Here is a 26,167-nt window from a genome sequence, read left to right as displayed (position 1 = left end):
ATCGCCGATGGTAGTGTGGGGTTTCCCCATGTGAGAGTAGGTCATCGTCAAGATTAACTTCCGAAACCCCTATCTGCATCTGCAGGTAGGGGTTTTGTTTTGCGCGCGATTTGTCGGCGCGGGCTGGCTCGCGATGGCGATTTCCAAGACGCCATGGCGCGCACTCGAGTGTCGACCGGCTGCTCCTGCAGCTTTCAGGCACGCGCTGCTGCCCCGGCCCTCCGACAGTGCTAAGGTTCGGCCCTAGCTTTTGCATTTTCCAAGGAAGCCTTTATGCCGGACGCGACGTCCCTCAGTGCTGGTTTTATGGTGGTTCACGGCAACCGCCTGGACGAGTTGCGTAGTCTTGTCGTCAGTTGGATGCGGCGCTATCCGCTCACCCCCCTGGAAAATGAAATCGCCCTGGTGCAGAGCAACGGCATCGCCCAGTGGTTGAAGCTCGCGCTGGCTGAAGACCCGCAAGATGACGATATGGGCGGCTGTGGAATAGCGGCCGCCATCGATGTGCAATTGCCTGGCAGCTTTATGTGGCAGCTTTATCGTATGGTGTTGGGTCGTGATGAAATTCCGGCCAAATCCCTGCTGGATAAAGCCCCGCTGACCTGGCGGCTGATGCGCTTGTTGCCAGAGCTGATTGATCAGCCGCACTTCGAACCCTTGCAACGCTTTCTTACCCACGACACAGATCTACGTAAGCGCTATCAATTGGCTGAACGCTTGGCGGATCTGTTCGATCAATACCAGGTATATCGAGCCGACTGGCTGGAAGACTGGGCAGCAGGTCGCCATCAACTGCGCAATGGCAGAGGCGAAGCCAAGGCGCTGACGCCTGCAAATTGCTGGCAGGCTGAGTTGTGGCGAGCGTTGCTGCTGGATGTGGGTGAGCAGGGCATGGCGCAAAGTCGTGCCGGAGTTCATCAACGCTTCATTGAGCGGATCAACAGCCTGGATACAGCTCCCAAAGGATTGCCCTCCCGAGTGATCGTTTTCGGCATTTCTTCGTTACCGGCCCAGGCCTTGGAAGCTCTTGCTGGATTGGCGCGTTTCAGTCAGGTTTTGCTTTGTGTGCATAACCCATGTCGTCACCATTGGGCCGACATCGTCGCCGATAAAGACCTGCTACGGCACCAATACAAGCGTCAAGCGCGCAAGGCGGGAATGCCCGCAGCGCTCGATCCGCAAACCCTGCATCAACATGCTCATCCGTTGTTGGCCGCGTGGGGCAAACAGGGTCGCGACTACATCAATCTGCTCGACAGCTATGATGATCCCAACAGCTATCGTTCGGCCTTTCGCGATGGGCGGATCGATCTGTTCAGCGAAAGCCGGCCGCAGAATATGCTTAACCAGTTGCAGGACGATATCCTCGAACTTCGCCCCCTGAATGAAACCCGTGAACATTGGCCAAGTGTTGACCTTGTACACGATGAGTCGATCCGTTTTCACATCGCCCACAGCGCCCAGCGTGAAGTCGAAATTCTTCACGACCAATTACTCGCCCGATTCAGCGCCGATCCGCAATTGCGCCCTCGCGATGTGATCGTGATGGTCCCGGATATCGACAGTTACGCTCCGCATATCCGCGCCGTGTTCGGCCAACTGGAGCGAGATGACCGACGTTTCGTTCCCTTCACTCTGACTGACCAAGGCCAACGCGGCCGCGATCCACTGCTGATAGCCGTGGAACATCTGCTCAAATTGCCCGACAGTCGTTTCCCGGTCAGCGAGATTCTCGATCTGTTGGATGTTCCAGCCTTACGTGCTCGATTCGGCGTAGAGGAGCGTGACCTGCCGACCTTGCATCGCTGGATTGAAGGCGCCGGTATTCGCTGGGGCATGAATGCCGAACAGCGCGCAGGGCTTGGTCTACCGGATGAATTGGAGCAGAACAGTTGGCGCTTCGGCCTGCGGCGTATGCTGCTCGGCTATGTTGTAGGCAGCGGAGCGGCTTGTGACGGCATCGAACCTTACGATGAAATAGGTGGTCTGGACGCGGCGTTGATCGGCCCGCTGGTCGCGTTGCTTGATGCCTTGCAGATTGCCCACCAGGAACTCTCGTTACCTGCGCCGCCGCAGCAATGGGGGGAGCGCCTGCATGCGTTATCGCAGTTGTTCTTCCTGGCAAGCAATGAGCATGACGACTACCTCCTGGCCCAGCTCGAAGAGTTGCGCGAAAGCTGGTTGGAGACTTGTGAGTCGGTAGGTTTGCAGGATGAGTTACCGCTGACCGTCGTCCGTGAGGCCTGGCTGGCGGGGCTTGATCAGGGGCGCTTGTCGCAACGCTTTCTGGCCGGTGCGGTGAATTTCTGCACCTTGATGCCGATGCGCGCTATCCCTTTCAAACTGGTCTGCTTGCTTGGCATGAATGACGGCGACTATCCGCGCGCGCAGCCGCCGCTGGACTTCGACCTGATGGGTAGCGATTACCGTCCCGGCGACCGCTCGCGGCGTGAGGATGATCGCTATTTGCTGCTCGAAGCCTTGCTCTCGGCGCGTGATCAGCTCTACATCAGCTGGGTCGGCCGCAGCATTCGTGACAACAGCGAGCGTCCGGCTTCAGTGTTGATAGGCCAGTTGCGCGATCATCTGGCCAGCGGTTGGCATCTGTCGAACAGCGATGAGTCGCTTGTTGATGCAATGACCCAGGAACATCCACTGCAACCCTTTAGCGCCCGTTATTTTCATGAAGGCGACGGACTGTTCAGCTACGCCCGAGAGTGGCAGTTGCTTCACCAGACACACGAGGCCGTCGCCGAGCTTCCAGCGCTGACGGCCTATGTTCAGGAAGAGCCGCTGAGCCTGGGTCAGTTACAGGATTTCCTGCGAAACCCGGTGCGACATTTCTTCAGCCAACGGCTCAAGGTGTTTTTCGAGGCCGCCGAGGCACCTCTGGCGGATGAGGAACCCTTTGTACTTGATGCGTTGCAACGCTATAGCCTGAGCGACAGTTTGCTTGAAGCGGCGCTTACCCATCCGGAACAACCCGAGCTGGCCTTGGAGGCTCAAGCAAAACGCCTGCAGGGCAGCGGTCTGTTACCAATGGCCGGTTTTGGTGAGTGCTTGCAACAGGAGTTGATCGAGCCACTGCCTGACTTGCTGCAACGCTATCAACAGTTGCTGGCTTTATGGCCGACGCCGCTCAACAGTGCCTTGCCGGTGAGTCTCGAGCAGCATGGAGTCGGCCTCGAGGGCTGGCTCAGTGGTCTGCATCAGCGCAGCGATGGAGGATTGTTGGCTGTCACCACGATTCCCAACAGCATTGGTTCAATCAAGATCCGCAAATGGCATCGGCTGACTCGGCCCTGGGTCAATCATCTGGCGGCTTGCGCGAGCGGGTTGTCGCTGACCACGGCGCTGGTGGCCAGTGACGACACCTTGTTGCTGGCTCCCATAGAGCAGAGCGCAGCCCTTAATTCTTTGGGCGATCTGTTGCAGGCCTGGCAATCGGGGATGCGTCAGCCATTGCCGGTTGCGGTGAAGACTGCCTTCGCCTGGCTTGGCCAGAGCGATCCGGTCAAAGCCGAAGCGGCCGCATGCAAGGCCTATGAAGGCGACGGTCAGACCACCGACGGTGAGCGTCGCGAAAGCCCGGCATTGGCCCGACAGTTTCCCGATTACAGCGCACTCGTCGCTGACGAAACCTTCGCTGATTGGTGTAACGCTCTCTACCGGCCACTGCTTGAAGCCCCGTGGCGATCATTGGCCAGCGAGGAGGTTCGCTCATGACAACCAAGACACCTCTGGCGCTGGCTTTCCCCTTGCGCGGCAGCCAACTGATCGAGGCCAGCGCCGGGACCGGCAAGACCTTCACCATCTCGGCGCTCTACCTGCGCCTGGTGCTCGGTCACGGTGGCGAGGTCGCCGGTTTTGGCCGCGAGTTGCTGCCACCGCAGATTTTGGTGGTGACCTTCACGGATGCAGCGACCAAGGAGCTGCGTGAGCGTATCCGCACTCGTCTTGCCGAGGCTGCGCGGTTTTTCCGTGACGAAACGCCAGCACCGGATGACTTGATCGCCGAGTTGCGCGAGCAATACAGCCCTGAGCAATGGGCAACTTGCGCCAATCGTCTGGACATCGCTGCTCAATGGATGGATGAGGCGGCGGTGTCGACGATTCACAGTTGGTGTCAGCGCATGTTGCGCGAGCACGCCTTCGACAGCGGCAGCCTGTTTACCCAGACCCTGGAAACCGATCACAGCGATTTGCTCGGTGAAGTGCTGCGCGATTACTGGCGGCTGTTTTGCTACCCGATGCAGGGTGATGCGCTGAACTGGGTTCGTGCCAATTGGGGAGGCCCGGCTGCGTTGTTGCCGCGCGTGCGTGCCTTGTTCGCAAGCGAGCAAGGTCTTGATGATGGAAAAGAGCCTGCCGAGCTGATTATCGCTTGCCTGCAAGAGCGGCGCGAAGCCCTTCTGCAACTCAAGACCCCATGGCTGCAATGGGCGGCCGAGCTGCGGGATATCTGTCTGCAAGGTGTCGCTGAAAAGACCGTCGATGGGCGCAAGATGCAGGCGCGTTACTTCGAACCCTGGTTTGAGAAAATCAGCGCCTGGGCCGAGGACGAGTCTCAAGAGCAACTGGATATCGGCACCGGTTTCAGTCGTCTGACACCGGACGGTATGGCCGAAGCCTGGAAAGGCCAGGCGCCAGACCATCCGGGGCTGGACGCCATGCCCGGTCTGAAAGCCAGTCTGGATGCCTTGCCGACCCCGGATGCTGCAGTGCTGCAACATGCGGCCAAGTGGGTCGGTACGCGCTTTGAAGAAGAAAAGCGTCGCCGTGCCGAAATGGGTTTCGACGACATGCTGCTGCGGCTCGATGCCGCCTTGCAGGCCGACGCTGGCGAGCGTCTGGCAACGTTGATTCGCGAGCAGTTCCCGGTCGCGCTGATCGATGAGTTCCAGGACACCGACCCGGTGCAGTACCGGATCTTCGAAAGTATTTACCGCATCGAAGACAACAATCCCGAATGCGGTCTGTTCCTGATCGGCGACCCGAAGCAGGCGATCTATGCCTTTCGTGGCGCCGATATCTACACTTACCTGCGCGCGCGTCAGGCCACCAGTGGCCGCCTGCATACCCTGGGCACTAACTTCCGCTCCAGCCATGGCATGGTCGGCGCGGTGAACCACGTATTCGAGCGCGCCGAGTCGCGCGAGCATGGCCGTGGTGCGTTTCTGTTCCGGGAAAAAACTGGCGAGAACCCCGTCCCCTTTCTGCCTGTTGCTTCTCAGGGACGTAAAGAAGTTTTGCAGATTGATGGTCAACCTGTGCCTGCGCTGAATATCTGGCAGTTGTCTGCCGAGCAGCCATTGTCCGGTGTGGTTTACCGGCAGCAACTGGCCGCCGCCTGCGCCAGTGAAATCGTCGCGCTGCTCAATGGCGGCCAGCAGGGCCACGCGGGATTCGTTCGCGACGGTCAGGATATGCGAGGCCTGCTCCCGGCCGATATCGCGATTCTGGTGCGTGACGGCAAAGAGGCCCAGGCGGTACGCGGTGAGTTGTCCGCCCGCGGGGTACGCAGCGTTTACCTTTCCGACAAGGACTCGGTGTTCGCAGCTCAAGAAGCCCACGATCTGTTGGCCTGGCTGAAGGCTTGCGCCGAACCGGATGTCGAGCGGCCGTTACGTGCTGCGCTGGCCTGTATCACACTGGATCTGCCATTGGCCGAGCTGGAGCGCTTGAATCAGGACGAACTGGCCTGGGAAGCGCGGGTGATGCAGTTCCGTGGTTATCGGGCGATCTGGCGCAGCCAGGGCGTGTTGCCGATGCTGCGCCGTCTGCTGCATGACTTTCAGTTGCCCCAGGCGTTGATTGCTCGAAGCGATGGCGAGCGGGTACTGACCAATCTGCTGCACCTGTCCGAGTTGTTGCAGCAAGCCGCCGCCGAACTGGATGGCGAACAAGCCTTGATCCGGCATTTGGCCGAGCATCTGGCGTTGTCCGGTCAGGCGGGTGAAGAACAGATTTTGCGGCTGGAAAGTGACGAGCAACTGGTCAAAGTGGTGACCATCCACAAGTCCAAAGGGCTTGAATATCCGTTGGTGTTTCTGCCGTTCATCTGCTCGGCAAAACCGGTGGATGGCAGTCGCCTGCCGCTGCATTACCACGACGACTCGGGCAAGGCGCAAGTGTCGTTGAAGCCCACCGCAGAGCTGATCGCCCAAGCTGATGACGAGCGTCTGGCTGAAGACCTGCGGTTGCTCTACGTTGCGTTGACCCGCGCGCAACACGCCTGCTGGTTGGGCGTCACGGACCTCAAGCGCGGCAATAACAACAGTTCGGTCCTGCACCTGTCGGCGTTGGGCTATCTGCTCGGTGGTGGCCTGTCGTTGACCGAATCGGCCGGTCTGAGCCGCTGGCTGGAAGACTTGCAGCAAGGCTGTGAGGCAATCAGTTGCAGCGAAATGCCCGAAGCGAGCGAAATCCGTTTCAAACCGCCGCGCAATGAAGCCGTTCTGCTCGCGCCGTTGATTCCCAAGCGCAAGGCTGCGGAGAACTGGTGGATTGCCTCTTACAGCGCACTGCGTATTGGCGAGAGTATGAGCGCCGGTAGCGACGAAGCGCCGGAAAGTCCGCAAGCGCAGAAGCTCTTCGATGATGAGCGACTCGACCCGGATGCACCTCGGGAAATGGTCGCCAGTGGTGGCGATATCCATCGTTTCCCCCGTGGACCGAACCCCGGGACCTTTCTCCATGGTTTGCTGGAGTGGGCCGGTAACGAAGGCTTTGCCGCCGATCGGCGAAGTGTCGAAGACGCCATCGCTCGGCGCTGCAACCGCCGTGGTTGGGAAGGCTGGATCGGCACCTTGAGCGATTGGTTGCTGCACCTGCTGCAAGCTCCGTTACGCATCGGCGCTGGACTGTCACCGGTGGTGTTCGAACAACTGACCCAGTACCGGGTCGAGATGGAGTTCTGGTTCGCCAGCCATAAAGTCGATGTGTTGAAACTCGATGAGCTGGTGTGCCAATACACCCATAACGGTGTTGCCCGGGTGGCGGCCGAACCGGTGTTGCTCAATGGCATGTTCAAAGGTTTTATCGACCTGACGTTCGAGCACGAAGGGCGTTATTACGTCGCTGATTACAAATCCAACTGGCTGGGTGTCGATGATTCGGCCTACACCGAACTGGCGATGGAACAGTCGATTCTCGACAATCGTTACGACCTGCAATACGTGTTGTATCTATTGGCCCTGCATCGCCAGCTCAAGGCACGACTCGCCGATTACGATTACGAGCGGCACATGGGCGGGGCGCTTTATCTGTTCTTGCGCGGCACCCGAGCGCCGAGCCAGGGCGTGTGCTTTACCCGTCCGCCACGGGAGTTGATCGAGCGTCTGGATCGGCTGTTTCAGGGCAAACCGGAGCAACCCAGGGCCGAGCCCGCCTGGGAACAAGGAGTATTGCTATGAGTCGTTCCCTTGCCGATTTACTGCCCACACCGTTGGCCGCTGAAAGCCTGGTCGGGCTGGCACCGCTGAGTCGAGCCGAAGATCTGCTGCTGTTGCTTGAGCGATGGGTCGAACGCAGCTGGCTGAGGGCACTGGACAAAGCCTTTGTGGGCTTCCTTCACGAACTCGAACCTCAAGGCGACTCGCTGGTGCTGCTTGCGGCGGCGTTGACCAGTCACCAACTGGGTCACGGGCACGTCTGTCTGGATCTGTTCGAGACCCTCAAGGAGCCGGACTTCGCCCTGTCGTTGCCGCCGGAAGGGGATGTGCACACAGGCGCCATGCTGTTGCCGTCGCAACTGCTCGAAGCACTGGACGGCGCGCACTGGTGCAAGGTGTTGGCGTCCAGCCGATTGGTAGCGCTGGCCGCCGATAGCCGTGACGACGCGCAGCAGCGCCCTTTGGTGTTGTCCGGCAAGCGTTTGTACTTGCGTCGTTACTGGGCTTACGAGCGGCGCATCGATACCGCGTTGCGTCAGCGACTCGCGGCCCATGAAGCAACGCCCGATGATCTACCCGAGCGCTTGAGTGGCTTGTTCGGCGCGGCCAGGAGCGGGGTGCCGATCGATTGGCAGAAGCTCGCCTGTGCTCTGGCCACTCGCGGCGCCTTCAGCATCGTCACTGGTGGACCGGGTACCGGTAAGACCACCACCGTGGTGCGTCTGCTGGCCCTGTTGCAAGCGCCGGCCGTGGAGTCTGGCAAACCGCTGAGAATCCGTCTCGCCGCACCCACCGGCAAGGCCGCCGCACGACTGACCGAATCCATCAGCCAACAGGTTCGTACGTTGGCAGTCGCTGACAGCGTGCGGGACAAAATCCCCTCTGAAGTCACCACTGTGCACCGCTTGCTCGGCAGCCGTCCGGGCACCCGTCATTTCCGCCACCACGCCGGTAATCGTTTGCCGCTGGATGTGCTGGTGGTCGACGAAGCCTCGATGATCGACCTGGAGATGATGGCCAACCTGCTCGATGCCTTGCCGACACATGCCCGTCTTGTGTTGCTTGGCGACAAGGATCAGTTGGCCTCGGTGGAGGCCGGTGCGGTACTTGGTGATTTGTGCCGCGATGCCGAGGCCGGTTGGTACAGCCCACAGACTCGCGTCTGGCTGGAGGCGGTCAGCGGTGAACATCTGAGTGCCAGCGGTTTGCAGGAAGATACCGAGGACGTTCATCCATTGGCTCAGCAGGTGGTGATGTTGCGCCATTCGCGGCGTTTCGGTGAGGGCAGTGGTATTGGCCAATTGGCGCGCAGGGTCAATCAGCAGCAGGCCGATGAGGCGCGCAAACTACTGGCCGTTCGCACCCATGCCGATTTGTTCTCGCTGACGCTCAAGGGGGAGCAGGATCGCGCTCTGGAGCGGCTATTGCTTGAAGGGCACGGCGAGGGGCCGCAGGGTTATCGGCATTACTTGAGTCTTCTACGCAGCCAGCGACCGACAGTCGACACTGCGCTTGAGGATCCACGCTGGACCGAATGGGCACGCAATGTGTTGCAGGCCTTCGATGCGTTCCAGTTGCTGTGTGCCGTGCGAAAAGGCCCTTGGGGCGTTGATGGCCTGAATCTGCGCATCACCAGTGCGCTACTCAAGGCACGCCTGATCGACAGCGACCAGCAATGGTACGAAGGTCGCCCGGTGCTGATGACCCGCAACGATTACGGTCTGGGCTTGATGAATGGCGACATCGGCATTGCCCTGAAACTGCCGGAACGGGACGGCCCGCAGGCAGGTCGTCAGGTGCTGCGCGTGGCGTTTCCGCGCAACGATGGTCAGGGCGGTGTGCGCTTTGTGTTGCCCAGCCGGCTGAATGACGTGGAAACCGTGTACGCCATGACCGTGCACAAATCCCAGGGTTCTGAATTTACCCACACCGCATTGATTCTCCCGGATGCACTGAACCCGGTGCTGACCAAAGAACTGATCTACACCGGGATTACCCGGGCCAAGGACTGGTTCAGTCTGATCGAGCCAAGGCCCGGTGTATTCGAAGAGGCGGTACGGCGCAAGGTCAAGCGCTTGAGCGGGTTGATGCTTGAGTTGGGGTGAGCCGGTGCCGTAACGGTGGCGAGAGGATTTCACCTCTCGCCACAAAGACCTGGCCAATTCCCGCGACGACTACTCCGCCACCAGCAGCATTTCCTGGGAGGGCAGGCCCATGAAGCGTCGGACCCGCTCCCCGGCCTGCTCATTGCGTATGGCGTGTGGTCTTGCATCCAGCTGAATATTCCCGCCTTCCATGAAAATCACCCGATCAGAAATCGACATCGCGAAGTCCATCTCGTGGGTCACGATCAGCATGGTCATACCTTCCTTCGCCAAATCGCGAATCACGTTCAATACGTCGCCCACCAGCTCCGGATCGAGGGCCGAAGTCGGCTCATCGAACAGCATGATCTTCGGCTCCATGGCCAATGCTCGGGCAATCGCTACCCGTTGTTGCTGGCCACCAGAAAGCTGATGCGGGTATTTGTGTGCGTGGGCCAGCAGCCCGACCTTATCCAGCAGTGCATACGCGCGTTGTTCGCTCAAGGGCTTGGCGCTGCCGTGGTAGCGCGGTGCCAGGGTTATGTTGTCGAGAATGCAGCGATGGGGGAACAGGTTGAAGTTCTGGAAAACCATCCCGATATGCCGCACGCCACTGCGAACCCGGGCGCTGTTGGGAGTGTCATCGTGGCTGATGAAGCTTTCGCCGAACAGCTTGATCTCACCTTGATCAATACTTTCCAGGCCATTGATAGTACGGATCAACGAAGTTTTGCCCGAGCCTGACGGGCCGATGATCGAGATTACCTGACCACTGCCGACCTTCAGGTCGATGCCCTTGAGCACCTCGTGATTGCCATAGCGCTTGTGGATCTTTTCCAATTGCAGAACCGGTGCTGCACCGTGGATGGCTGGAAGGCCGGTAGTGGCAATCAGCGGTGGGATTTGTGCCTTGAGTCGGGCCACGGCAGTTTCGTCGAGGGTTTGTGGTTTGCGTTGGTTCAGATCCAGATAGCGTTCCAGTCGGTGCAAAAACCAGCCGAACACGCTCACGATAAATACGTAATACACCGCTACCGCGCCGAGGGTTTCCATCACCAGGAAGTTTTGCGCGTACAGGCGCTGGCCGACGGTGAGCAGTTCGGTCAGGGAGATCACCGAGATCAGCGATGTCAGTTTCACCACGGTAATGTATTCGTTGATCAGCGTGGGCAGGGAAATGCGAAAGGCTTGAGGTATCACGATCAAACGCTGCAAGCCCAGAAAGCCGACACCCAGCGCACGCCCGGCTTCTTTCTGACCCTTGGCCACCGAAATCAGGCCGCCGCGATGGATCTCTGCCATATACGCCGCTTCGGTTATCACCAGCGCGAACAGCCCGGAGTAGAACGGATTGGACAGTACCGAGCCGGTCATCGGAAACAATTGCGGCAGGTTGTAGACGAACACCACCAGCACCAGCAGCGGGATGCTGCGAAAGAACCAGATATAAACGGCCGCCGGTATTTTAAGCCAGGCCGAAGCAGACAACTTGGCCGAGGCCAGGAGAAAACCCAGCAACATGCCGATGAACCAGGCCAGCGAACTGAGTTCGATCACGGTGACGCAGGCTTGCCAGAAGGCGGACTCTGCAAACAGGGAGAAAAAGTACGTCCAATCGAATTGCATAAGTACCTCAAACCGCATTGAAATCTTCGCGGGTAAGCCGCTCCCGCATGGGGAGCGGTGTTTTTGTAGGCGCGTGCTCGCGAAGGGGCGTAGCCTTAGTTAGACGCTTCTTCCAGGTTGTACTTCTTCAGGATAGCCGCGTAATCACCGCTTTTTTTGGCTTCATCAAACGCTTTGAGCAGCGCCTGATAGGTGTCGTTGTTGCCTTTCTTGACGAAGATGCCGAGGGTTTGCGGATAGACCAGATGCTCGCTGGTGACCACTACGCGGCCACTGGTGTGCTCGGCGATCATCTTCGCCGCGCCGGCGATTTCCATCTGGGCCTGGATGTTTTTCGACAGCAGGGCCTGGGTCACTTCCGGTGCCGACGGGAACTCGCTGACAGTGATGGCGCCCTTGTTGTTCGGCACACAATATTCGGTGGAGAGTTTCTTCAATTGAGCGACCCAGGTGGTGCCTTGTTCCAGGCCGACTTTCAGGCCGCAGAGGTCCTCAGGGGTTTGCGCATTCAGACCGCTGTCTTTCGGCGCCATGATTGCCGCGCCAGTCACGGCGTAGCCAATGGTCATGGCTTGAGTCTGACGCTCGGGCGTGATGTACATGCCGGAGATAATCGCGTCATAGTGCCCGGAGTTCAGGCCGGAAATCAGATTAGGGAACTTGGTATCGACGAACTCTGCCTTGGCTTGCATCTGCTTGGCCAGGGCCTGAGCCAGTTCCGGATCGGAGCCGACAATATTCTTCTGGCTGTCATAGGATTCGAACGGCGGGTAGGTGATTTCCATGCCGATTTTTAACTGGCCCGGTGTCGCGGTGGTTGTGGCAAAGCTGGCGGTGGCGCAAAGCAGGCCGGCGGCAAGCAGGGTCAGGCAGGATGCGGTGTTTTTAGTGAACATGTTCGGTGACTCCAGGGTAGGGAAGTAGTGGCCGACGACAGGGTTTCAGGAAGGCTGCGCCTGGTTTTTCAAATGTCCGAAGCTCGACGGCTTGCGGGCCTTTTCTGGAAGCAGGATCTCGCCATTTTCTACCCGCTTGCGCAGGTATTGGTATGTCTGCAAGGCTTGGCCGTACATGTGTTCACCAATGGTGATTTGCTCGTACTCGTGCTCGGTTTTGGCAAAGCCGGGCAGCGGTTTGATCTGGGTATGGAAGTCGCAGGCGTAGAACAGCGGGAAGGAGTAGCGCTCTTCACTGACTGTGCGCACACGGTGCGCGGTAGCGACGAACGCACCCGCGGTCATGACTTCGAGCATGTCGCCGATGTTCACCACGAAAGCGTCTGGAACGGGCGGCGCATCGATCCATTGGCCGAGGTTGTTCATCACCTCCAGCCCCGGTTTGTCAGCCAGCAAAATGGTGAAGCACTCATAGTCGGTGTGCGCACCAATACCGGGTGCATCCTGGACCGCGTCGTCGAAGGGATAGTGGATCAACCGCAGCTTTGAGGGTGGTCGGGTGACCATGCTGTCGAAATAGTCTTCCTCCAGGCCCAATGCCAGGGCGAAGCCACCGAACAGCCGTCGGCCGAGGTCGAAGATCGCAGCGTAGTAGGCCTGCACTGCTTCCTTGAAACCTGGCAGCAGCGGCCATTCATTTGGCCCGAGCAGCGGGGTGTTGGCCAGCACCAGCGGGTCGTTTACCGGGACTTCGAAGCCGATATCGAAGGCTTCTTTGTGATCCGGTTTGCCCTTGGCGTAAACCTCTTCGCCTTCCGGGACATAACCTTTATGAGTCTGCGAGGCGCCGATGTAGTGCTGCATCTTGGTTGCGAAGGGCTGATCGAAATAGTCCCTGGCTGCCTGGCGCAAGTTGGCGATCAGCTGCGGCTCAATGCCGTGGCTGGTGATGTAGAGAAAGCCGACCTCACTGGCGGCCACCCCGAGCTGTTCAGCGACGGCCAGGCGATGTTCCCGTTCGATGCTGAACAAACCGGCGATATCCACCACCGGAATGCTTTTGAAATTAGCTTGGGCCGGGCTGTTATTGATCTTCTCAGGCATGACGCAAAACCTCACGAGAGAGTTGAGTGGTTGAAGCGATCGAAGTGTTCGCGCTCTGTTCTAGCCATCCAGACATTCAGCGACCACAGGTCGGCAACCGGCACATTGGTGAAGGGCAGGTGATGCAAATAGCCGTCGGCGCCGAACTCTGGCGTCAGGGTACTGACCTGATAGCCACGAGCCTGTTGGGAGCGCCAGATGGCTTCCCAGTGCTGTTGATGGAAGGCCAGTTCCCGGGCGTACTCGGGGGCCGCGGGATGGGGAACCTGTGGACCCTGGTCATACCCGACCCGGGCCTGGATATGGTGCACGCGTTCGACGAAGGCACTCAGGTCATCCGCCGGGTCATTCAACAAGCGTTCGCAGGTGACGACCCAATGGCTGATATCGCTGGTGAACAGCAAGTCGGGCAGCTGCCGGATCAACTCAAGGGTCAGCCAGGGATTGAACAGTGAGCGTGAACGGTGGGTTTCGAAGCTGCAGACTTGCCCGTGCTTGCGCGCAAGCGTCATGGCCTGGCCGAAGAACTCCACCTGCTGCGCCAGTGGCCAGCGGTCATTGCCGGCCAGAACATTGACGAAGCGAGGATTGAGCTCGGCGGCCCAGGCGAGTTTTTTGTCCAGATCAAGAAGGTGTTCGGTGGGCGGCGCGGATTGTTCCGGCAACACGTCATAGGCGGTAAAAACCGTGCTGATGTAACCGAGTCGATTGGCCCGTAGAAAGGCGCCGAACTCGGCTCGCTCACTGACATCAAGAGGTAGGCGGGCCTCCATGCCGTCGAAGCCGGCTTTCAGTAACTCATCGAGAGCCTGAGCCTTGCTTGCGGTATAGCCCCAGAGGGTACGGAATATTTCCAGTTTCATTGGTGAACCTCCGCGATTCCTTCAACTACTCAAGGCTCGAGGCGGTACATGACCGAATCGGGCTGTTATGGCAGTAGTAAAAGGTTTCTATGAGCCGGATCTCTGGGGATCCGTTCTCACTGCATCGCTGTCAGCTTTTATTATTATTACGGCCGCTTGGCGGCCACAGGTCACGTTGGTGTCGATGGTAGGCAGGACGCGAGTCTGGGAAGAATAGGAAAGCTCAAATCGTTACTTCATGTTTCTCTAAACAATTAGGCACCTATCTATAAATGCTGTTTCGTGAGCATTTCACTGGCTATGCTATCGTTGCGGCATCACCTTGTAACGATCATCGAGAATCCGAGCATGGACGCGACGACAGAACGCATTTCTGGCTGGAGGCAGTTACTGCTCTCGACCATTCTCTGTTTGTTGACCTCCCTCGCTTTTGCTCCGCCAGAAGCGCCGACCGGCATAGCGGGCCCATGAGTTTATTCAAGCTCGATAACCCTCCGACCTTGCGCTCGGTCATTGGCCGCGGGCATTTGATCGTCGCGTTGGTAGCGGTGGGCCTGGCCAGCATTTCCTTGACCCTGCTTGGGGGGCTGGCCTTGCGCGTTTATGCCGATCACAACCTGCATCTGATTGCTCGCTCGATCAACTACACCGTGGAAGCTGCAGTGGTGTTCGACGACAAGGTCGCGGTGACTGAAGCGTTGGCGTTGATCGCCTCCATGGAAGAGGTGGCAGACGCGCAGGTTTTCGGCGAGAACGGGAGGTTGCTGGCGCGTTGGCAGCGACCGGCAACCGGGTTGCTCTCTGAGTTAGAAACGCAGATAGCCCAGACCTTTCTGGAAAAACCGATCACTCTGCCGATCCTCCATCAGGGGCGGGAAATCGGCAGCATCCTGCTCACCGGTCATGGCGGCAGCCTGTTGCGTTTTCTGCTCAGTGGTCTGGCCGGCATTGTGTTGTGCACCGCCCTGAGTGCCTGGATTGCCCTGCATCTGGCACGACGTCAGCTTCGAGGGGTCATCGGCCCTCTGCGCGGTCTGGCCAGTGTGGCCCATGCTGCCCGCAGCGAGCGAGCTTTCGATCAGCGCGTGCCACCGACCGAGATTGCCGAGCTGAATAGTCTGGGTAACGACATCAATGCCTTGCTCGATGAAATGGAAGCCTGGCAAACGAATCTGCAAAACGAAAACGAAACGCTGGCCCACCAGGCCAGTCATGACAGCCTCACCGGCCTGCCGAATCGGGCGTTTTTCGAGGGCCGGCTGATCCGCGCATTGCGCAGTGCGAACAAGCTCGATGAGCGGGTCGCGGTGTTGTTTCTCGACGGTGACCGGTTTAAAGGCATCAACGATAATTTTGGGCACGCAGCCGGTGATGCGGTATTGGTTGCCGTTGCGACGCGGGTCAGAGCGCAGTTACGCGACGATGACCTTGTCGCGCGTCTGGGCGGCGACGAATTTGCCATTCTGCTGACGCCCCTGCACAAGTACGAGGACGCCGAGCGCATTGCCGACAAGATAATTGCCAGCATGGACATGCCGATCCCGTTGCCGGGCAATACCTCAATCTTGACCTCACTCAGTATCGGGATTGCCATCTATCCCGATCATGGCGTTACTCCAGGCACCCTGCTCGATGCTGCCGCTGGGGCAATGTGTCAAGCCAAACGCCTTTCCCGAGGCGGGCAGTACACCGCGGGGGCGGAGCACCCTGTCGCCCATGTTCAAACCAGGCGCTGAATCCACACCGAAAATCGCCGAGTGTCGATTGTAGTGAGCGCGGATTAGTCCGCGAACACCATCGAGCGGGTTTCGCCCATCAACAAGTGTTGATTCTGCTCGGTCACGCTGCGGATGTAATCCCACAACAAGGTAATCCGCTTGAGCTTGCGCAGATCCTCGCGGCAATACATCCAGAACTGCCGGGTGATGTTGATTTCCTCCGGCAGCACCGGCAGCAGACGCGGGTCCTGCGCGGCGAGGAAGCACGGCAGAATCGCCAGCGAGCGGCCCTGCTGCGCGGCGACATACTGAGCGATCACGCTGGTGCTGCGCAGGTTGGCGCTGGCGCCGGGCAGCACGTTGGCCAGGTAAAGCAGCTCCGAGCTGAACGCCAGATCGTCGACATAGCTGATGAACTGGTGTTTACCCAAGTCTGTCGGGCGGCGGATCGGTGGGTGTTTGTCGAGATAATCCTGGGTCGCATACAGCTGCAAACGGTAGTCGCAGAGTTTGCAGCACACGTACGGGCCGTGTTCCGGGCGTTCCAGAGCGATGACGATATCCGCCTCACGCTTGGACAGGCTGATGAAGTGCGGCAGCGGCAGGATGTCCACCGAAATCGCCGGGTAGGTGTCGACGAAATGGCTCAGCTGCGGGGTGATAAAGAAGCTGCCGAACCCTTCAGTGCAGCCCATGCGCACATGACCCGACAGCGCCACGCCAGAGCCCGAGACCTGCTCGCAGGCCATGTGCAGCGTGCTTTCGATCGACTCGGCGTAACCCAGCAAGCGCTGACCTTCGGCGGTCAGCACAAAGCCGTTGGTCCGCGACTTCTCGAACAGCAACGTGCCCAGCGCCCCTTCCAGTGAGCTGATGCGCCGCGACACGGTGGTGTAGTCCACCGCCAGGCGTTTGGCGGCGGTGCTGGCCTTGCGAGTACGGGCGACCTCGAGGAAAAACTTAAGGTCGTCCCAGTTCAATGAGCCCAAAGACGTGATGTTTTTTTGCATGTTAGACCGGCTTTTATGTGCGTTCTTATTAGAAGTTTGCACATCTATACTCCAAAAACAGTCCGACAACCAACTCGGGACACCGCCTCATTTCAAGGCGACAAAACGCCTTGGCTCCCTGCACAGCAACCCACTTCAATAACAAGAAGCCAGGAGACCATCATGAACGTATCTCTCACGCCAGACGAAACCACCCTGCAACGGGTCAAGCTGCTGATCGACGGCGAATGGGTCGAGTCGCAGACCACCGAGTGGCACGACATCGTCAACCCGGCCACCCAGCAAGTGCTGGCCAAAGTCCCGTTCGCTACCGCCGCTGAAGTCGACGCCGCCATCAGCGCCGCCCATCGCGCCTTCCAGACCTGGAAGCTGACGCCGATCGGCGCGCGGATGCGCATCATGCTCAAGCTTCAAGCGTTGATTCGTGAACACTCCAAACGCATTGCGGTAGTGCTCAGTGCCGAGCAGGGCAAGACCATCGCTGACGCTGAAGGCGATATTTTCCGTGGTCTGGAAGTGGTCGAACACGCGTGCTCCATCGGCAGTTTGCAGATGGGCGAGTTTGCCGAGAACGTCGCCGGTGGTGTCGATACCTACACCCTGCGCCAGCCAATCGGCGTCTGCGCCGGGATTACCCCGTTCAACTTCCCGGCGATGATTCCACTGTGGATGTTCCCGATGGCGATCGCCTGCGGCAACACCTTCGTCCTCAAGCCTTCCGAGCAGGACCCGATGTCGACCATGTTGCTGGTGGAGCTGGCGCTGGAAGCCGGGATTCCGCCGGGCGTGCTTAACGTGGTGCACGGCGGCAAGGATGTAGTGGATGCGCTGTGCACCCACAAAGACATCAAAGCCGTGTCGTTTGTCGGTTCGACCGCGGTCGGTACTCACGTCTACGATCTGGCCGGCAAACACGGCAAGCGTGTGCAGTCGATGATGGGCGCAAAAAACCACGCAGTGGTGCTGCCCGATGCCAATCGCGAACAAGCCCTCAACGCCTTGGTCGGCGCCGGTTTCGGTGCGGCCGGTCAGCGTTGCATGGCCACTTCAGTCGTGGTGATGGTAGGCGCGGCCAGGCAATGGCTACCGGACCTCAAGGCACTGGCGCAAAAACTCAAAGTGAATGCCGGCAGCGAGCCGGGTACCGATGTTGGCCCGGTGATCTCCAAGAAGGCCAAGGCGCGCGTTCTGGGCCTGATCGAAAGCGGTATCAAGGAAGGCGCGAAGCTGGAACTCGATGGCCGTGACATCAAGGTTCCGGGGTTCGAACAGGGCAACTTTATTGGCCCGACCCTGTTCTCTGGCGTGACCCCCGAGATGCAGATCTACACCCAGGAAATCTTCGGCCCGGTGCTGGTGGTGATGGAAGTCGACACCCTTGATCAAGCGATCGCCTTGGTCAACAGCAACCCGTTCGGTAACGGCACCGGTCTGTTCACCCAGAGCGGCGCGGCGGCACGTAAATTCCAGAACGAGATCGATGTCGGTCAGGTCGGGATCAACATCCCGATTCCAGTGCCGGTCCCATTCTTCAGCTTCACCGGTTCGCGTGGCTCCAAGCTCGGTGACCTCGGTCCGTACGGCAAACAAGTGGTTCAGTTCTACACTCAGACCAAGACGGTCACCAGTCGCTGGTTCGACGATGACAGCGTGAACGATGGCGTGAACACCACCATTCACTTGCGCTGATCGAGGAGAAGAACATGAAAATTGCATTTATCGGTCTGGGCAACATGGGCGCGCCGATGGCGCGCAACCTGATCAAGGCCGGCCACGATCTGAACCTGTTTGACCTGAATCAGACCGTGCTCGCCGAACTGGCACAGTTGGGTGGCACCATCAGCACTTCACCTCGTGAAGCGGCTCAAGGCAGCGAACTGGTCATCACCATGTTGCCGGCGGCTGCCCATGTACGTAGCGTCTGGCTGGATGAAGACGGCGTATTGGCCGGGATTGCCAAGGGTGTTCCGGCGGTGGATTGCAGCACCATCGACCCGCAGACCGCCCGCGATGTGGCGGCTGCTGCGGCCAAGCAAGGCGTGGCCATGGCCGATGCACCGGTATCCGGTGGTACCGGCGGTGCACAGGCTGGGACTCTGACTTTCATGGTTGGCGCTACGCCGGAATTGTTCGCCATCCTGCAACCGGTGCTGGCGCAAATGGGCCGCAACATCGTTCGTTGCGGTGAAGTCGGCACCGGGCAAATTGCCAAGATCTGCAACAACCTGCTGCTGGGGATTTCCATGGTCGGTGTCAGCGAAGCCATGGCGTTGGGCGACGCACTGGGGATCGATACCCAGGTGCTGGCCGGAGTCATCAACAGTTCGACCGGGCGTTGCTGGAGTTCGGAGATGTATAACCCATGGCCAGGCATTGTCGAAACGGCGCCGGCGTCGCGCGGTTATACCGGCGGTTTCCATGCCGAGCTGATGCTCAAGGATCTGGGCCTGGCCACTGAAGCGGCGCGTCAGGCACACCAACCGGTGGTGCTCGGCGCGGTGGCCCAGCAGTTGTATCAGGCGATGAGTCAGCGTGGGGAAGGGGACAAGGACTTCTCGGCGATCATCAACAGCTATCGCAAACCCCAGTAAGGGGTTTTCCGAGAGCCCACGTCGGGTGGGCTCTCGGGTTTTTTCGAAGCGGCGATCCCTCGCCACAAATATTCGTGTCAGGTTCAGGCAAACACGAAATACTTGCGCACTGTCTCGACCACTTCCCAAGTGCCTGTCATCCCCGGCTCCACGACGAAAATATCACCCGCCCGCAGATGGATCGGCGCCATGCCGTCCGGGGTGATCACGCAGTAGCCTTCCTGAAAATGGCAGTACTCCCACTTCACGTACTCAACTCGCCATTTGCCCGGTGTGCAGATCCAGGTGCCCATGATCTTGCTGCCGTCTTCGCTGGTGTAGGCGTTGAGGTTGACGGTGTGCGGGTCGCCTTCGAGTTTTTCCCATTTGCAGGCATCGAGCACTGGCAACGGGTGAGTATCGCGCAGGACGGTAATCGGTTTGGACATGATGACTCCGGACGGTAGGGAGAACTGAAGTCGCACCCTATAGGGCTTGGCGAGGCGTCAGTTGTCTGTACTCGACACTGAGCTATCCAGAAACGCAGTGGCCTTCGAGCATCGTTGTAATGCTCGAAGGATGGAAGCAGGCGTTTGAATGAACCGTTCGGAAGTCGATTTCGCTGATTGAAATTTCTGCCCGGTAAACGCCTGATTCTTAGCAATATGTGCGAAATACTTGGGCGTTCCCGAAGGATTTCGCAAGAATATTCACAGGTATCACTCGTATCATTCACTTCAGAACAGGCCGAGAGCTTCGCAATGAAAGAAACAATGTCATGGTGGGATATAAGTCCGCCCTTGAGCACCGCTACACCCACCTGGCCGGGTGATACACCTTTTCAAGAAGAGCGCGTCTGGAAGTTCGGGCCAGAGTGCCCGGTGAATGTCGGGCGCATCACTCTGTCTCCTCACACGGGTGCCCATGTCGATGCGCCGCTGCATTACAGCGCTGACGGAGCAGCCATTGGCGATGTGCCGCTGGATGTCTATATCGGTCCGTGCCGCGTGTTGCATTGCCTGGACAGCGGCCGGCTGGTGCACCCTGAACAGCTTGAAGGTCGCTTGCAAGACCTGCCTGAACGCGTCCTGCTGCGCACCTATCGACAAGCGCCGCTAACCTCCTGGGATCCGGACTTCACCGCTGTCGCCAAAGAAACCGTCGACCTGCTGGCAAGCCTGGGCGTGCGGTTGATCGGTATCGATACGCCGTCACTGGACCCTCAACAATCCAAAACCATGGATGCGCACAATGCGGTGGCCCGGCATGGCATGGCTATCCTGGAAGGCATCGTGCTCGATGACGTCCCGGAAGGGGACTATGAATTGATCGCTTTGCCGCTGCGCTTTGCCAACCTGGATGCCAGTCCGGTCAGGGCGGTCCTGCGTCCACTCAATCCACTGCAACGTGAGGAGTCTGTTCGATGAGCCAATGTCCCTATTCGCCGGCCAGCCAGACAGATGAATGGCATAACGCCGAACTGAATTTTTCCGACACCATGAGCTATGGCGACTACCTGGACCTGGGCAAGATTCTCAGCGCCCAGCATCCCTTGTCCCCGGACCATAACGAGATGCTGTTCATCATCCAGCATCAGACGTCCGAGCTGTGGATGAAGCTGATGCTGCATGAGCTCAAGGCCGCCCGCGAGCACGTCAGGCTGGGTGAGCTGCCGCCGGCGTTCAAAATGCTGGCGCGGGTTTCGCGGATCTTCGATCAGCTGGTGCATGCCTGGACGGTGCTGGCGACCATGACCCCCACCGAGTATCACGCGATCCGGCCATTTCTGGGCCAGTCATCGGGCTTTCAGTCGTTTCAATACCGCGAGATCGAATTCATTCTGGGCAACAAGAGTGCAACGCTATTGCGTCCGCATGCTCACCGTCCCGAGTTGTTGGCAGAGCTTGAAAAGGCGATTGCCACGCCTTCGTTGTATGACGAAGCGATTCGGTTGATGGTCAGCGCAGGATTGGCGATTGATCCGCAGCGCTTCGAGCGCGACCCGGCCAACCCGACCGTTCATGACGCCTCGGTCGAAGCCGCCTGGCGTGTGGTGTACACCGATCCTTCACGGTATTGGGATCTCTACCAGTTGGCGGAGAAGCTGATCGATCTGGAAGACTCGTTCCGTCAATGGCGCTTCCGGCATGTCACGACCGTTGAGCGGATCATTGGTTTTCAACCGGGCACAGGCGGCACTGAAGGCGTCGGCTATCTTCGCAAGATGCTCGACACGGTATTGTTTCCGGAGTTGTGGCGAGTGCGTTCGACCCTCTGACCCACAATAAAAGAAGCCCCGGCATTCACCGAATGCCGGGGCTTTTTATCGTCTGGTTGAAGGCTATTGAGCGACCGACAACGAGCGAGTCCTGGCTAACCGAATTCGGTAGCACACGAACAGGATCAGCACCCAGACCGGGATGGCGTAGACCGACGCACGTACCCCCGGAATCAACAGCATCACGTAAATGATCACGGCCATGAAGGCCAGGCACAGGTAATTGGTGTAAGGCGACCAGAATGCCTTGAAGCCTGGCACGATGCCGCGTTGGCCCATGACCTTGCGAAACTTCAGGTGAGTCAGGCTGATCAGCGCCCAGTTGATCATCAACGAGGCGACCACCAGCGCGAACAGCAACTCAAGCGCTTCATGCGGGGCGACATAATTGACCAGCACGCACAACATGGTGATCAACGCGGAGATGCCCAGCGCCAGTAACGGTACGCCCTGTTTGTTCAGCTTCATCAGCGCCTTGGGGGCATCGCCCTGTTCCGCCAGGCCGTAGAGCATACGGCTGTTGCAGTAGACGCCGCTGTTGTAGACCGAGAGCGCCGCGGTGAGCACCACAAAATTGAGGATTTGCGCCGCGGTGTTGCTGCCGATCAAGGCGAAAATTTGCACAAACGGACTGCCGCTGTAGGCATCGCCGGAAGCGCCCAATGTCTGTAGCAGTTGGTCCCATGGGTACAGCGACAGCAGCACGGTGAGCGCGCCGACGTAGAAGATCAACACGCGGTAAACCACCTGATTGATCGCCTTGGGAATGATCTTCCTCGGCTCGCTGGCTTCAGCGGCGGTGATGCCGACCAGCTCCAGGCCGCCGAATGAAAACATGATGAACGCCATCGCCATCAGCAAACCGTTGGTGCCATTGGGGAAGAAGCCGCCATGGCTCCACAGGTTGCTCACCGAGGCCTGCGGGCCGCCGGTGCCGCTGACCAGCATGTAACAGCCCAGGGCAATCATGCCGATGATCGCCACGACCTTGATGATCGCGAACCAGAACTCCATTTCGCCGAAGATTTTGACGTTCATCGTGTTGATCAGGTTAACCAGTACGAAGAACACCGCCGCACTGATCCAGGTCGGCACCTCGGGCCACCAGAACTGCACGTATTTGCCAACGGCCGTCAGCTCCGCCATGCCCACTAGCACATACAGCACCCAGTAGTTCCAGCCGGACAGGAAACCGGCAAAACCGCCCCAGTAATTGTGGGCAAAGTGGCTGAAGGAGCCCGCCACGGGTTCCTCGACGATCATCTCTCCCAGCTGACGCATGATCAGAAAGGCGATAAACCCGGCAATCGCATAGCCGAGGATCATCGACGGCCCGGCCGACTTGAGCACGCCGGCGGAGCCCAGAAACAGTCCGGTGCCAATCGCTCCGCCCAATGCGATCAGCTGAATATGACGATTTTTCAACCCCCGCTTGAGCTCACCCTGTTGCAAGATGTCATCCGCCATCGTGTTTCCTTTTAGTTGTAATGGTCAGGCTTGGTTTGAATGCGTCAGTTTATTCAATTGCGCTCATTTTAAGGGCTCAGGCATTACTCTCGGTAAATTTTTCGTAATACAGATGAACGTTGTCCAGGGTTTGGGCCTGCAACCAGGTCTTGATCGATTCGACCATGGGCGGTGGCCCGCAGACGTACATGTCGACCGCCGCGTCGCGCAGTTCGCTGGTGTCGAAATGCTCGGCAATGTAGCCGCGCTTTCCCTCCCATTCCGGCGATGGATCACTGACCACCTCGGTGTAGCGAAACCCTGGAATGCGTTCGGCATAGGCCTCAATGCGCGCGCTTTCGCACAGATCGGCGGCGTCCCGCACACCGTAGTACAAATGCACGGGCTGCTCGCAACCACGCTCGGCAATCTCGTCGAGCATGCCGAGCAGTGCCGATAGCCCGGTGCCACCGGCGACCAGGATCAGCGGTTTGGCGATGTGGCGAAGATAGAACGCCCCCAGCGGCGCTTGCAGCCCGATTTCGTCGCCAACCTGGCAGCGTTCACGGATGTAGTTGCTCATGACTCCGTCGGGCAGCAGGCGAATCAGGAACTGCAGGTGATTGCTGCTGTTCGGTCGGTTGGCGAACGAGTAGGAGCGTTTGCTCTGGGTACCCGGGATCAGCAGTCGGGCGTATTGTCCCGGCAGGAAATCCAGTGGCTGGCCTGCCGTGCCCATATCCAGGTGCAAGATCGCGGTGCTGGCCGAGACCTGCCTGACTTCGGTGACCGTACCGGTGAGTTGGTCCGGGCCTGATGCATTGCACAGGCTAGAGGCGAAGTCGAAGTAAAACGTGGCATCGGATTTCACCCGAGTCTGGCAGGTGAGCATTTTGCGTTGTTGCAGGTCCTGGCTGGAAAGGGCCTCCTCGTCCACATAATCCTGGCTGTAGTCGCCCGATTCGCAGCGGCCCTGGCAGGTTCCGCAGACGCCCTCGCGGCAATCCAGGGGAATATTGATGCCGTTGCGCAGAGCGGCGTCGAGCAGTATTTCATTGGGTTGTACGGGAAAAAACAACGTTTTGCCGTCGGCAAAGCTGAACGCGACCTTGTGATTCATGCCCCGGTCTCCATGGATTCAGAGGTGGTAGAAGTCGAGCACCGAGTTGATGGTGTCGTTGAGCAGCAGGACGTGCTTGCGGGTAATGACCCAGCTGTCTTCACGGGGCTTGAGGCGATAGGTCGCGTTCCCGTAAAACTGCTCGGAAGTGGCCAGGCGATAGAACAGGGTGTGCCAGTTCAGACGCACCTCCAGGTCACCGCCCTCAAGTTCACTGATGCGCACGTTGTTGATCAGGTGCAGCGTGCGTGGCATCGGCGTCGCGGAGGCGGCCTTGCCTGTACGCAGGCGAAACACCCGGTCCTCCAGGCCTGAGCGGTTGGGGTAGTAGATCAGTGACATTTCGCGCTTGGGGTCGAGGGTGTAGACGTGTTCCGAGTCCCATTGCGGCAGGTGGAATTCACTGTGTTCGTCGAACAGTTTGATATAGGCGTCCCAGTCCTTGGCGTCGCACAGTTCGGACTTGCGATAGAAAAATTGCTCGATCTGGTACTGCAATTGCTGATTCATGTTCACACCTCACGCAGCTTCAAGGATTTCGCTTCCAGACCATCGAGCAGAAATTTCTGCCAGTTGCTGTGCTGGTTGACGTAAAGCCCTTCGTGGGTGAATTCGGTGCCCGTCATTGCCGGCAGGATGCCAATCGACTCACTGTTGGGGGTGGCGCCGGTCGCCCATTGGTGACTGCCGCGAGAAATATCGCTCCAGCGCTCCAGGCGCGCCTGGAAACCACGCTGGGCTTCGCGGAACTCCACCAGGTCATCCGGGGTGCCGAGTCCGGAAACGTTGAAGAAGTCTTCGAATTGACGAATCCGGTTCTCCCGATCCGCGTCCGACTCGTGCTTGACGCCCAGGCACTGGCTGATGATTTCAGTCTTGTTCCAGGCTACCGGGCGGATGATGCGCAGTTGCGAACTGATCTGATCGAGGAAAAACAGGCTGGGATAGATGTTCAGGTTGCGCAGGCGATGCATCATCCATTCGGCTTTTTCCTGGCCATGCTCTTCGATCAAGCGCGGCATGATCGTGGCGTAGCCGGAGCGCACTGCCGGGTTTGGCATATCGCTGAACAGCACGCTATGACCATTGTTGAAGGCGAACCAGCCGTCATCGGTATTGGCATCGCCGGCGCCCAGCTTGCTGTAGTCAAGCGTGTCGCCAGCGCTGGTGCCGTTCTCGCTGTTGACTTGCTGGCGATGCTGCACGGTGGCCACGTAGTTATAGTGAACCGTGCTGACGTGATAGCCGTCCAGACCGTTTTCGTTCTGCAGTTTCCAGTTGCCGTCGTAGGTGTAGGCGGACTTGCCGGGCAGCACTTCCAGCTCACCGGTCGGCGACTGGGCGACCATCATGTCGAAGAACACCTTGGCATCGCCGAGGAAATCTTCAAGGCTGTTTTCGCCGTGCACGTCCAGGCTGATGAACACAAAGCCCTTGTAGCTCTGGATGCGAGCCTTTTTCAGGCCGCGAGTGGCTTTGTCGAAACCTTCCGGGTATTCGCCGGGAGCCTTGACCTTGACCAGGCGTCCGTCGCTTTTGTAGCACCAGGCGTGGAACGGGCAGGTGAATGTCGACTGGTTGCCCTTGCCGACACGGGTCAATGTCGTGCCGCGATGCTGGCAGGCATTGATCAGCGCGTTGAGCTGACCGTCGCCGTCGCGGGTAATGATCATTGGCTGGCGGCCGGCACGCATGGTGATGAAGTCGTGATTGTTGGCCAGCTCACTTTCGTGGCAGGCGTAGATCCAGTTTTTCTCGAAGATCAGCTCCATCTCCAGATCGAACAGCTGCGGCTCGGTAAAAATATCCCGGGCAATCCGGAACACGCCGTCTGCCGGACGGAAGTCCAGGCAGCCCTCGATAAACTCTTTCCACTGTTCGACGCTTTTTGCACCACTCATGGGCGTGTACCTTTTTTATTCGGGCCAATCGGTACGCTCATTAGAGAGAGTGGGGCGGGCAGGGGTCTATCCGGTTTGTCGGCGAAGGCAGTCCATAAAGTTCGTGGGCAATTGACGCGCTGATCCCGTAGCAGCTGCCGAAGGCTGCGTTCGGCCG

18 protein-coding genes are annotated in these 26,167 nt (G+C 58.9%); 8 read left to right on the top strand and 10 right to left on the bottom strand.

Annotated elements, in window-relative coordinates:
• The first annotated feature begins 273 nt into the window (after positions 1–273).
• The 3 genes from recC to recD are packed head-to-tail and all read left to right on the top strand — an operon-like array spanning position 274 to position 9,499.
• A complete protein-coding gene (gene recC / locus AC07W5_RS11820; RefSeq protein WP_495023416.1) occupies positions 274–3,726 on the top strand; it encodes an exodeoxyribonuclease V subunit gamma in 3,453 nt (1,150 codons plus the stop codon).
• Entirely contained in the window at positions 3,723–7,415 is a 3,693-nt protein-coding gene (gene recB, locus AC07W5_RS11815) for an exodeoxyribonuclease V subunit beta (RefSeq protein WP_495023415.1), read from the top strand. The genes recC and recB overlap by 4 nt, the downstream gene beginning before the upstream one ends.
• Complete coding sequence (gene recD / locus AC07W5_RS11810) at positions 7,412–9,499, top strand: exodeoxyribonuclease V subunit alpha (protein WP_495023414.1); 2,088 nt, start codon at positions 7,412–7,414, stop codon at positions 9,497–9,499. The genes recB and recD overlap by 4 nt, the downstream gene beginning before the upstream one ends.
• Positions 9,500–9,568: 69 nt before the next feature.
• Here the strand turns inward: recD and AC07W5_RS11805 are convergent, their stop codons facing one another.
• The 4 genes from AC07W5_RS11805 to AC07W5_RS11790 all read right to left on the bottom strand — a co-directional run bounded on the left by AC07W5_RS11805 (position 9,569) and on the right by AC07W5_RS11790 (position 13,967).
• The gene (locus AC07W5_RS11805) at positions 9,569–11,104 is read right to left on the bottom strand and encodes an amino acid ABC transporter permease/ATP-binding protein (protein WP_495023413.1); all 1,536 of its coding nucleotides are present in this window, start codon (positions 11,102–11,104) and stop codon (positions 9,569–9,571) included.
• Between the two features lie 95 nt (positions 11,105–11,199).
• On the bottom strand, positions 11,200–12,000 hold the full coding sequence (locus AC07W5_RS11800) for an ABC transporter substrate-binding protein (RefSeq protein WP_494995463.1): 801 nt from the start codon (positions 11,998–12,000) through the stop codon (positions 11,200–11,202).
• A 45-nt stretch (positions 12,001–12,045) separates the two neighbouring features.
• Positions 12,046–13,104, bottom strand: a complete 1,059-nt coding sequence (locus tag AC07W5_RS11795) for an isopenicillin N synthase family dioxygenase (protein ID WP_495023412.1) — start codon at positions 13,102–13,104, stop codon at positions 12,046–12,048.
• 11 nt (positions 13,105–13,115) lie between these two features.
• A complete protein-coding gene (locus tag AC07W5_RS11790; protein WP_494995461.1) occupies positions 13,116–13,967 on the bottom strand; it encodes a sugar phosphate isomerase/epimerase family protein in 852 nt (283 codons plus the stop codon).
• A 467-nt stretch (positions 13,968–14,434) separates the two neighbouring features.
• Here AC07W5_RS11790 and dgcN point away from each other — a divergent pair, with 467 nt between their 5' ends.
• Positions 14,435–15,703 (top strand): diguanylate cyclase DgcN/YfiN, encoded by a 1,269-nt coding sequence (gene dgcN / locus AC07W5_RS11785; protein ID WP_495023411.1) that lies wholly within the window; start codon positions 14,435–14,437, stop codon positions 15,701–15,703.
• A 44-nt stretch (positions 15,704–15,747) separates the two neighbouring features.
• Here the strand turns inward: dgcN and AC07W5_RS11780 are convergent, their stop codons facing one another.
• Entirely contained in the window at positions 15,748–16,695 is a 948-nt protein-coding gene (locus tag AC07W5_RS11780) for a LysR family transcriptional regulator (protein ID WP_495013244.1), read from the bottom strand.
• Positions 16,696–16,857: 162 nt separating this feature from the next.
• On the opposite strand from AC07W5_RS11780, the gene AC07W5_RS11775 reads away from it, so the two are divergent.
• Complete coding sequence (locus tag AC07W5_RS11775; protein WP_494995451.1) at positions 16,858–18,384, top strand: CoA-acylating methylmalonate-semialdehyde dehydrogenase; 1,527 nt, start codon at positions 16,858–16,860, stop codon at positions 18,382–18,384.
• Positions 18,385–18,398: 14 nt separating this feature from the next.
• Positions 18,399–19,286 (top strand): 3-hydroxyisobutyrate dehydrogenase, encoded by an 888-nt coding sequence (mmsB, locus tag AC07W5_RS11770; RefSeq protein ID WP_495013243.1) that lies wholly within the window; start codon positions 18,399–18,401, stop codon positions 19,284–19,286.
• Between the two features lie 83 nt (positions 19,287–19,369).
• Here the strand turns inward: mmsB and AC07W5_RS11765 are convergent, their stop codons facing one another.
• A complete protein-coding gene (locus AC07W5_RS11765; protein WP_494995449.1) occupies positions 19,370–19,714 on the bottom strand; it encodes a cupin domain-containing protein in 345 nt (114 codons plus the stop codon).
• A gap of 312 nt (positions 19,715–20,026) precedes the next feature.
• Here AC07W5_RS11765 and kynB point away from each other — a divergent pair, with 312 nt between their 5' ends.
• Positions 20,027–20,692 (top strand): arylformamidase, encoded by a 666-nt coding sequence (gene kynB, locus AC07W5_RS11760; protein ID WP_495013242.1) that lies wholly within the window; start codon positions 20,027–20,029, stop codon positions 20,690–20,692.
• On the top strand, positions 20,689–21,543 hold the full coding sequence (gene kynA, locus AC07W5_RS11755) for a tryptophan 2,3-dioxygenase (RefSeq protein WP_495013241.1): 855 nt from the start codon (positions 20,689–20,691) through the stop codon (positions 21,541–21,543). The genes kynB and kynA overlap by 4 nt, the downstream gene beginning before the upstream one ends.
• A gap of 63 nt (positions 21,544–21,606) precedes the next feature.
• Here kynA and AC07W5_RS11750 read toward each other — a convergent pair whose 3' ends face one another.
• The 4 genes from AC07W5_RS11750 to antA all read right to left on the bottom strand — a co-directional run bounded on the left by AC07W5_RS11750 (position 21,607) and on the right by antA (position 26,010).
• Positions 21,607–23,010: an amino acid permease gene (locus AC07W5_RS11750; RefSeq protein WP_494995446.1), complete on the bottom strand. Its 1,404-nt coding sequence runs from the start codon at positions 23,008–23,010 to the stop codon at positions 21,607–21,609.
• Between the two features lie 76 nt (positions 23,011–23,086).
• Positions 23,087–24,109 (bottom strand): anthranilate 1,2-dioxygenase electron transfer component AntC, encoded by a 1,023-nt coding sequence (gene antC, locus AC07W5_RS11745; protein ID WP_495023410.1) that lies wholly within the window; start codon positions 24,107–24,109, stop codon positions 23,087–23,089.
• Between the two features lie 18 nt (positions 24,110–24,127).
• Entirely contained in the window at positions 24,128–24,619 is a 492-nt protein-coding gene (gene antB / locus AC07W5_RS11740; protein ID WP_495013239.1) for an anthranilate 1,2-dioxygenase small subunit, read from the bottom strand.
• Positions 24,620–24,621: 2 nt separating this feature from the next.
• Complete coding sequence (antA, locus tag AC07W5_RS11735) at positions 24,622–26,010, bottom strand: anthranilate 1,2-dioxygenase large subunit (protein WP_495013238.1); 1,389 nt, start codon at positions 26,008–26,010, stop codon at positions 24,622–24,624.
• Positions 26,011–26,167 lie beyond the last annotated feature (157 nt).

The organism is Pseudomonas sp. GW821-FHT01E05 (assembly GCF_059422425.1).
The sequence above is the reverse complement of the archived record's forward strand: the minus strand, read 5'-3'. Positions and strand labels throughout refer to the sequence as shown.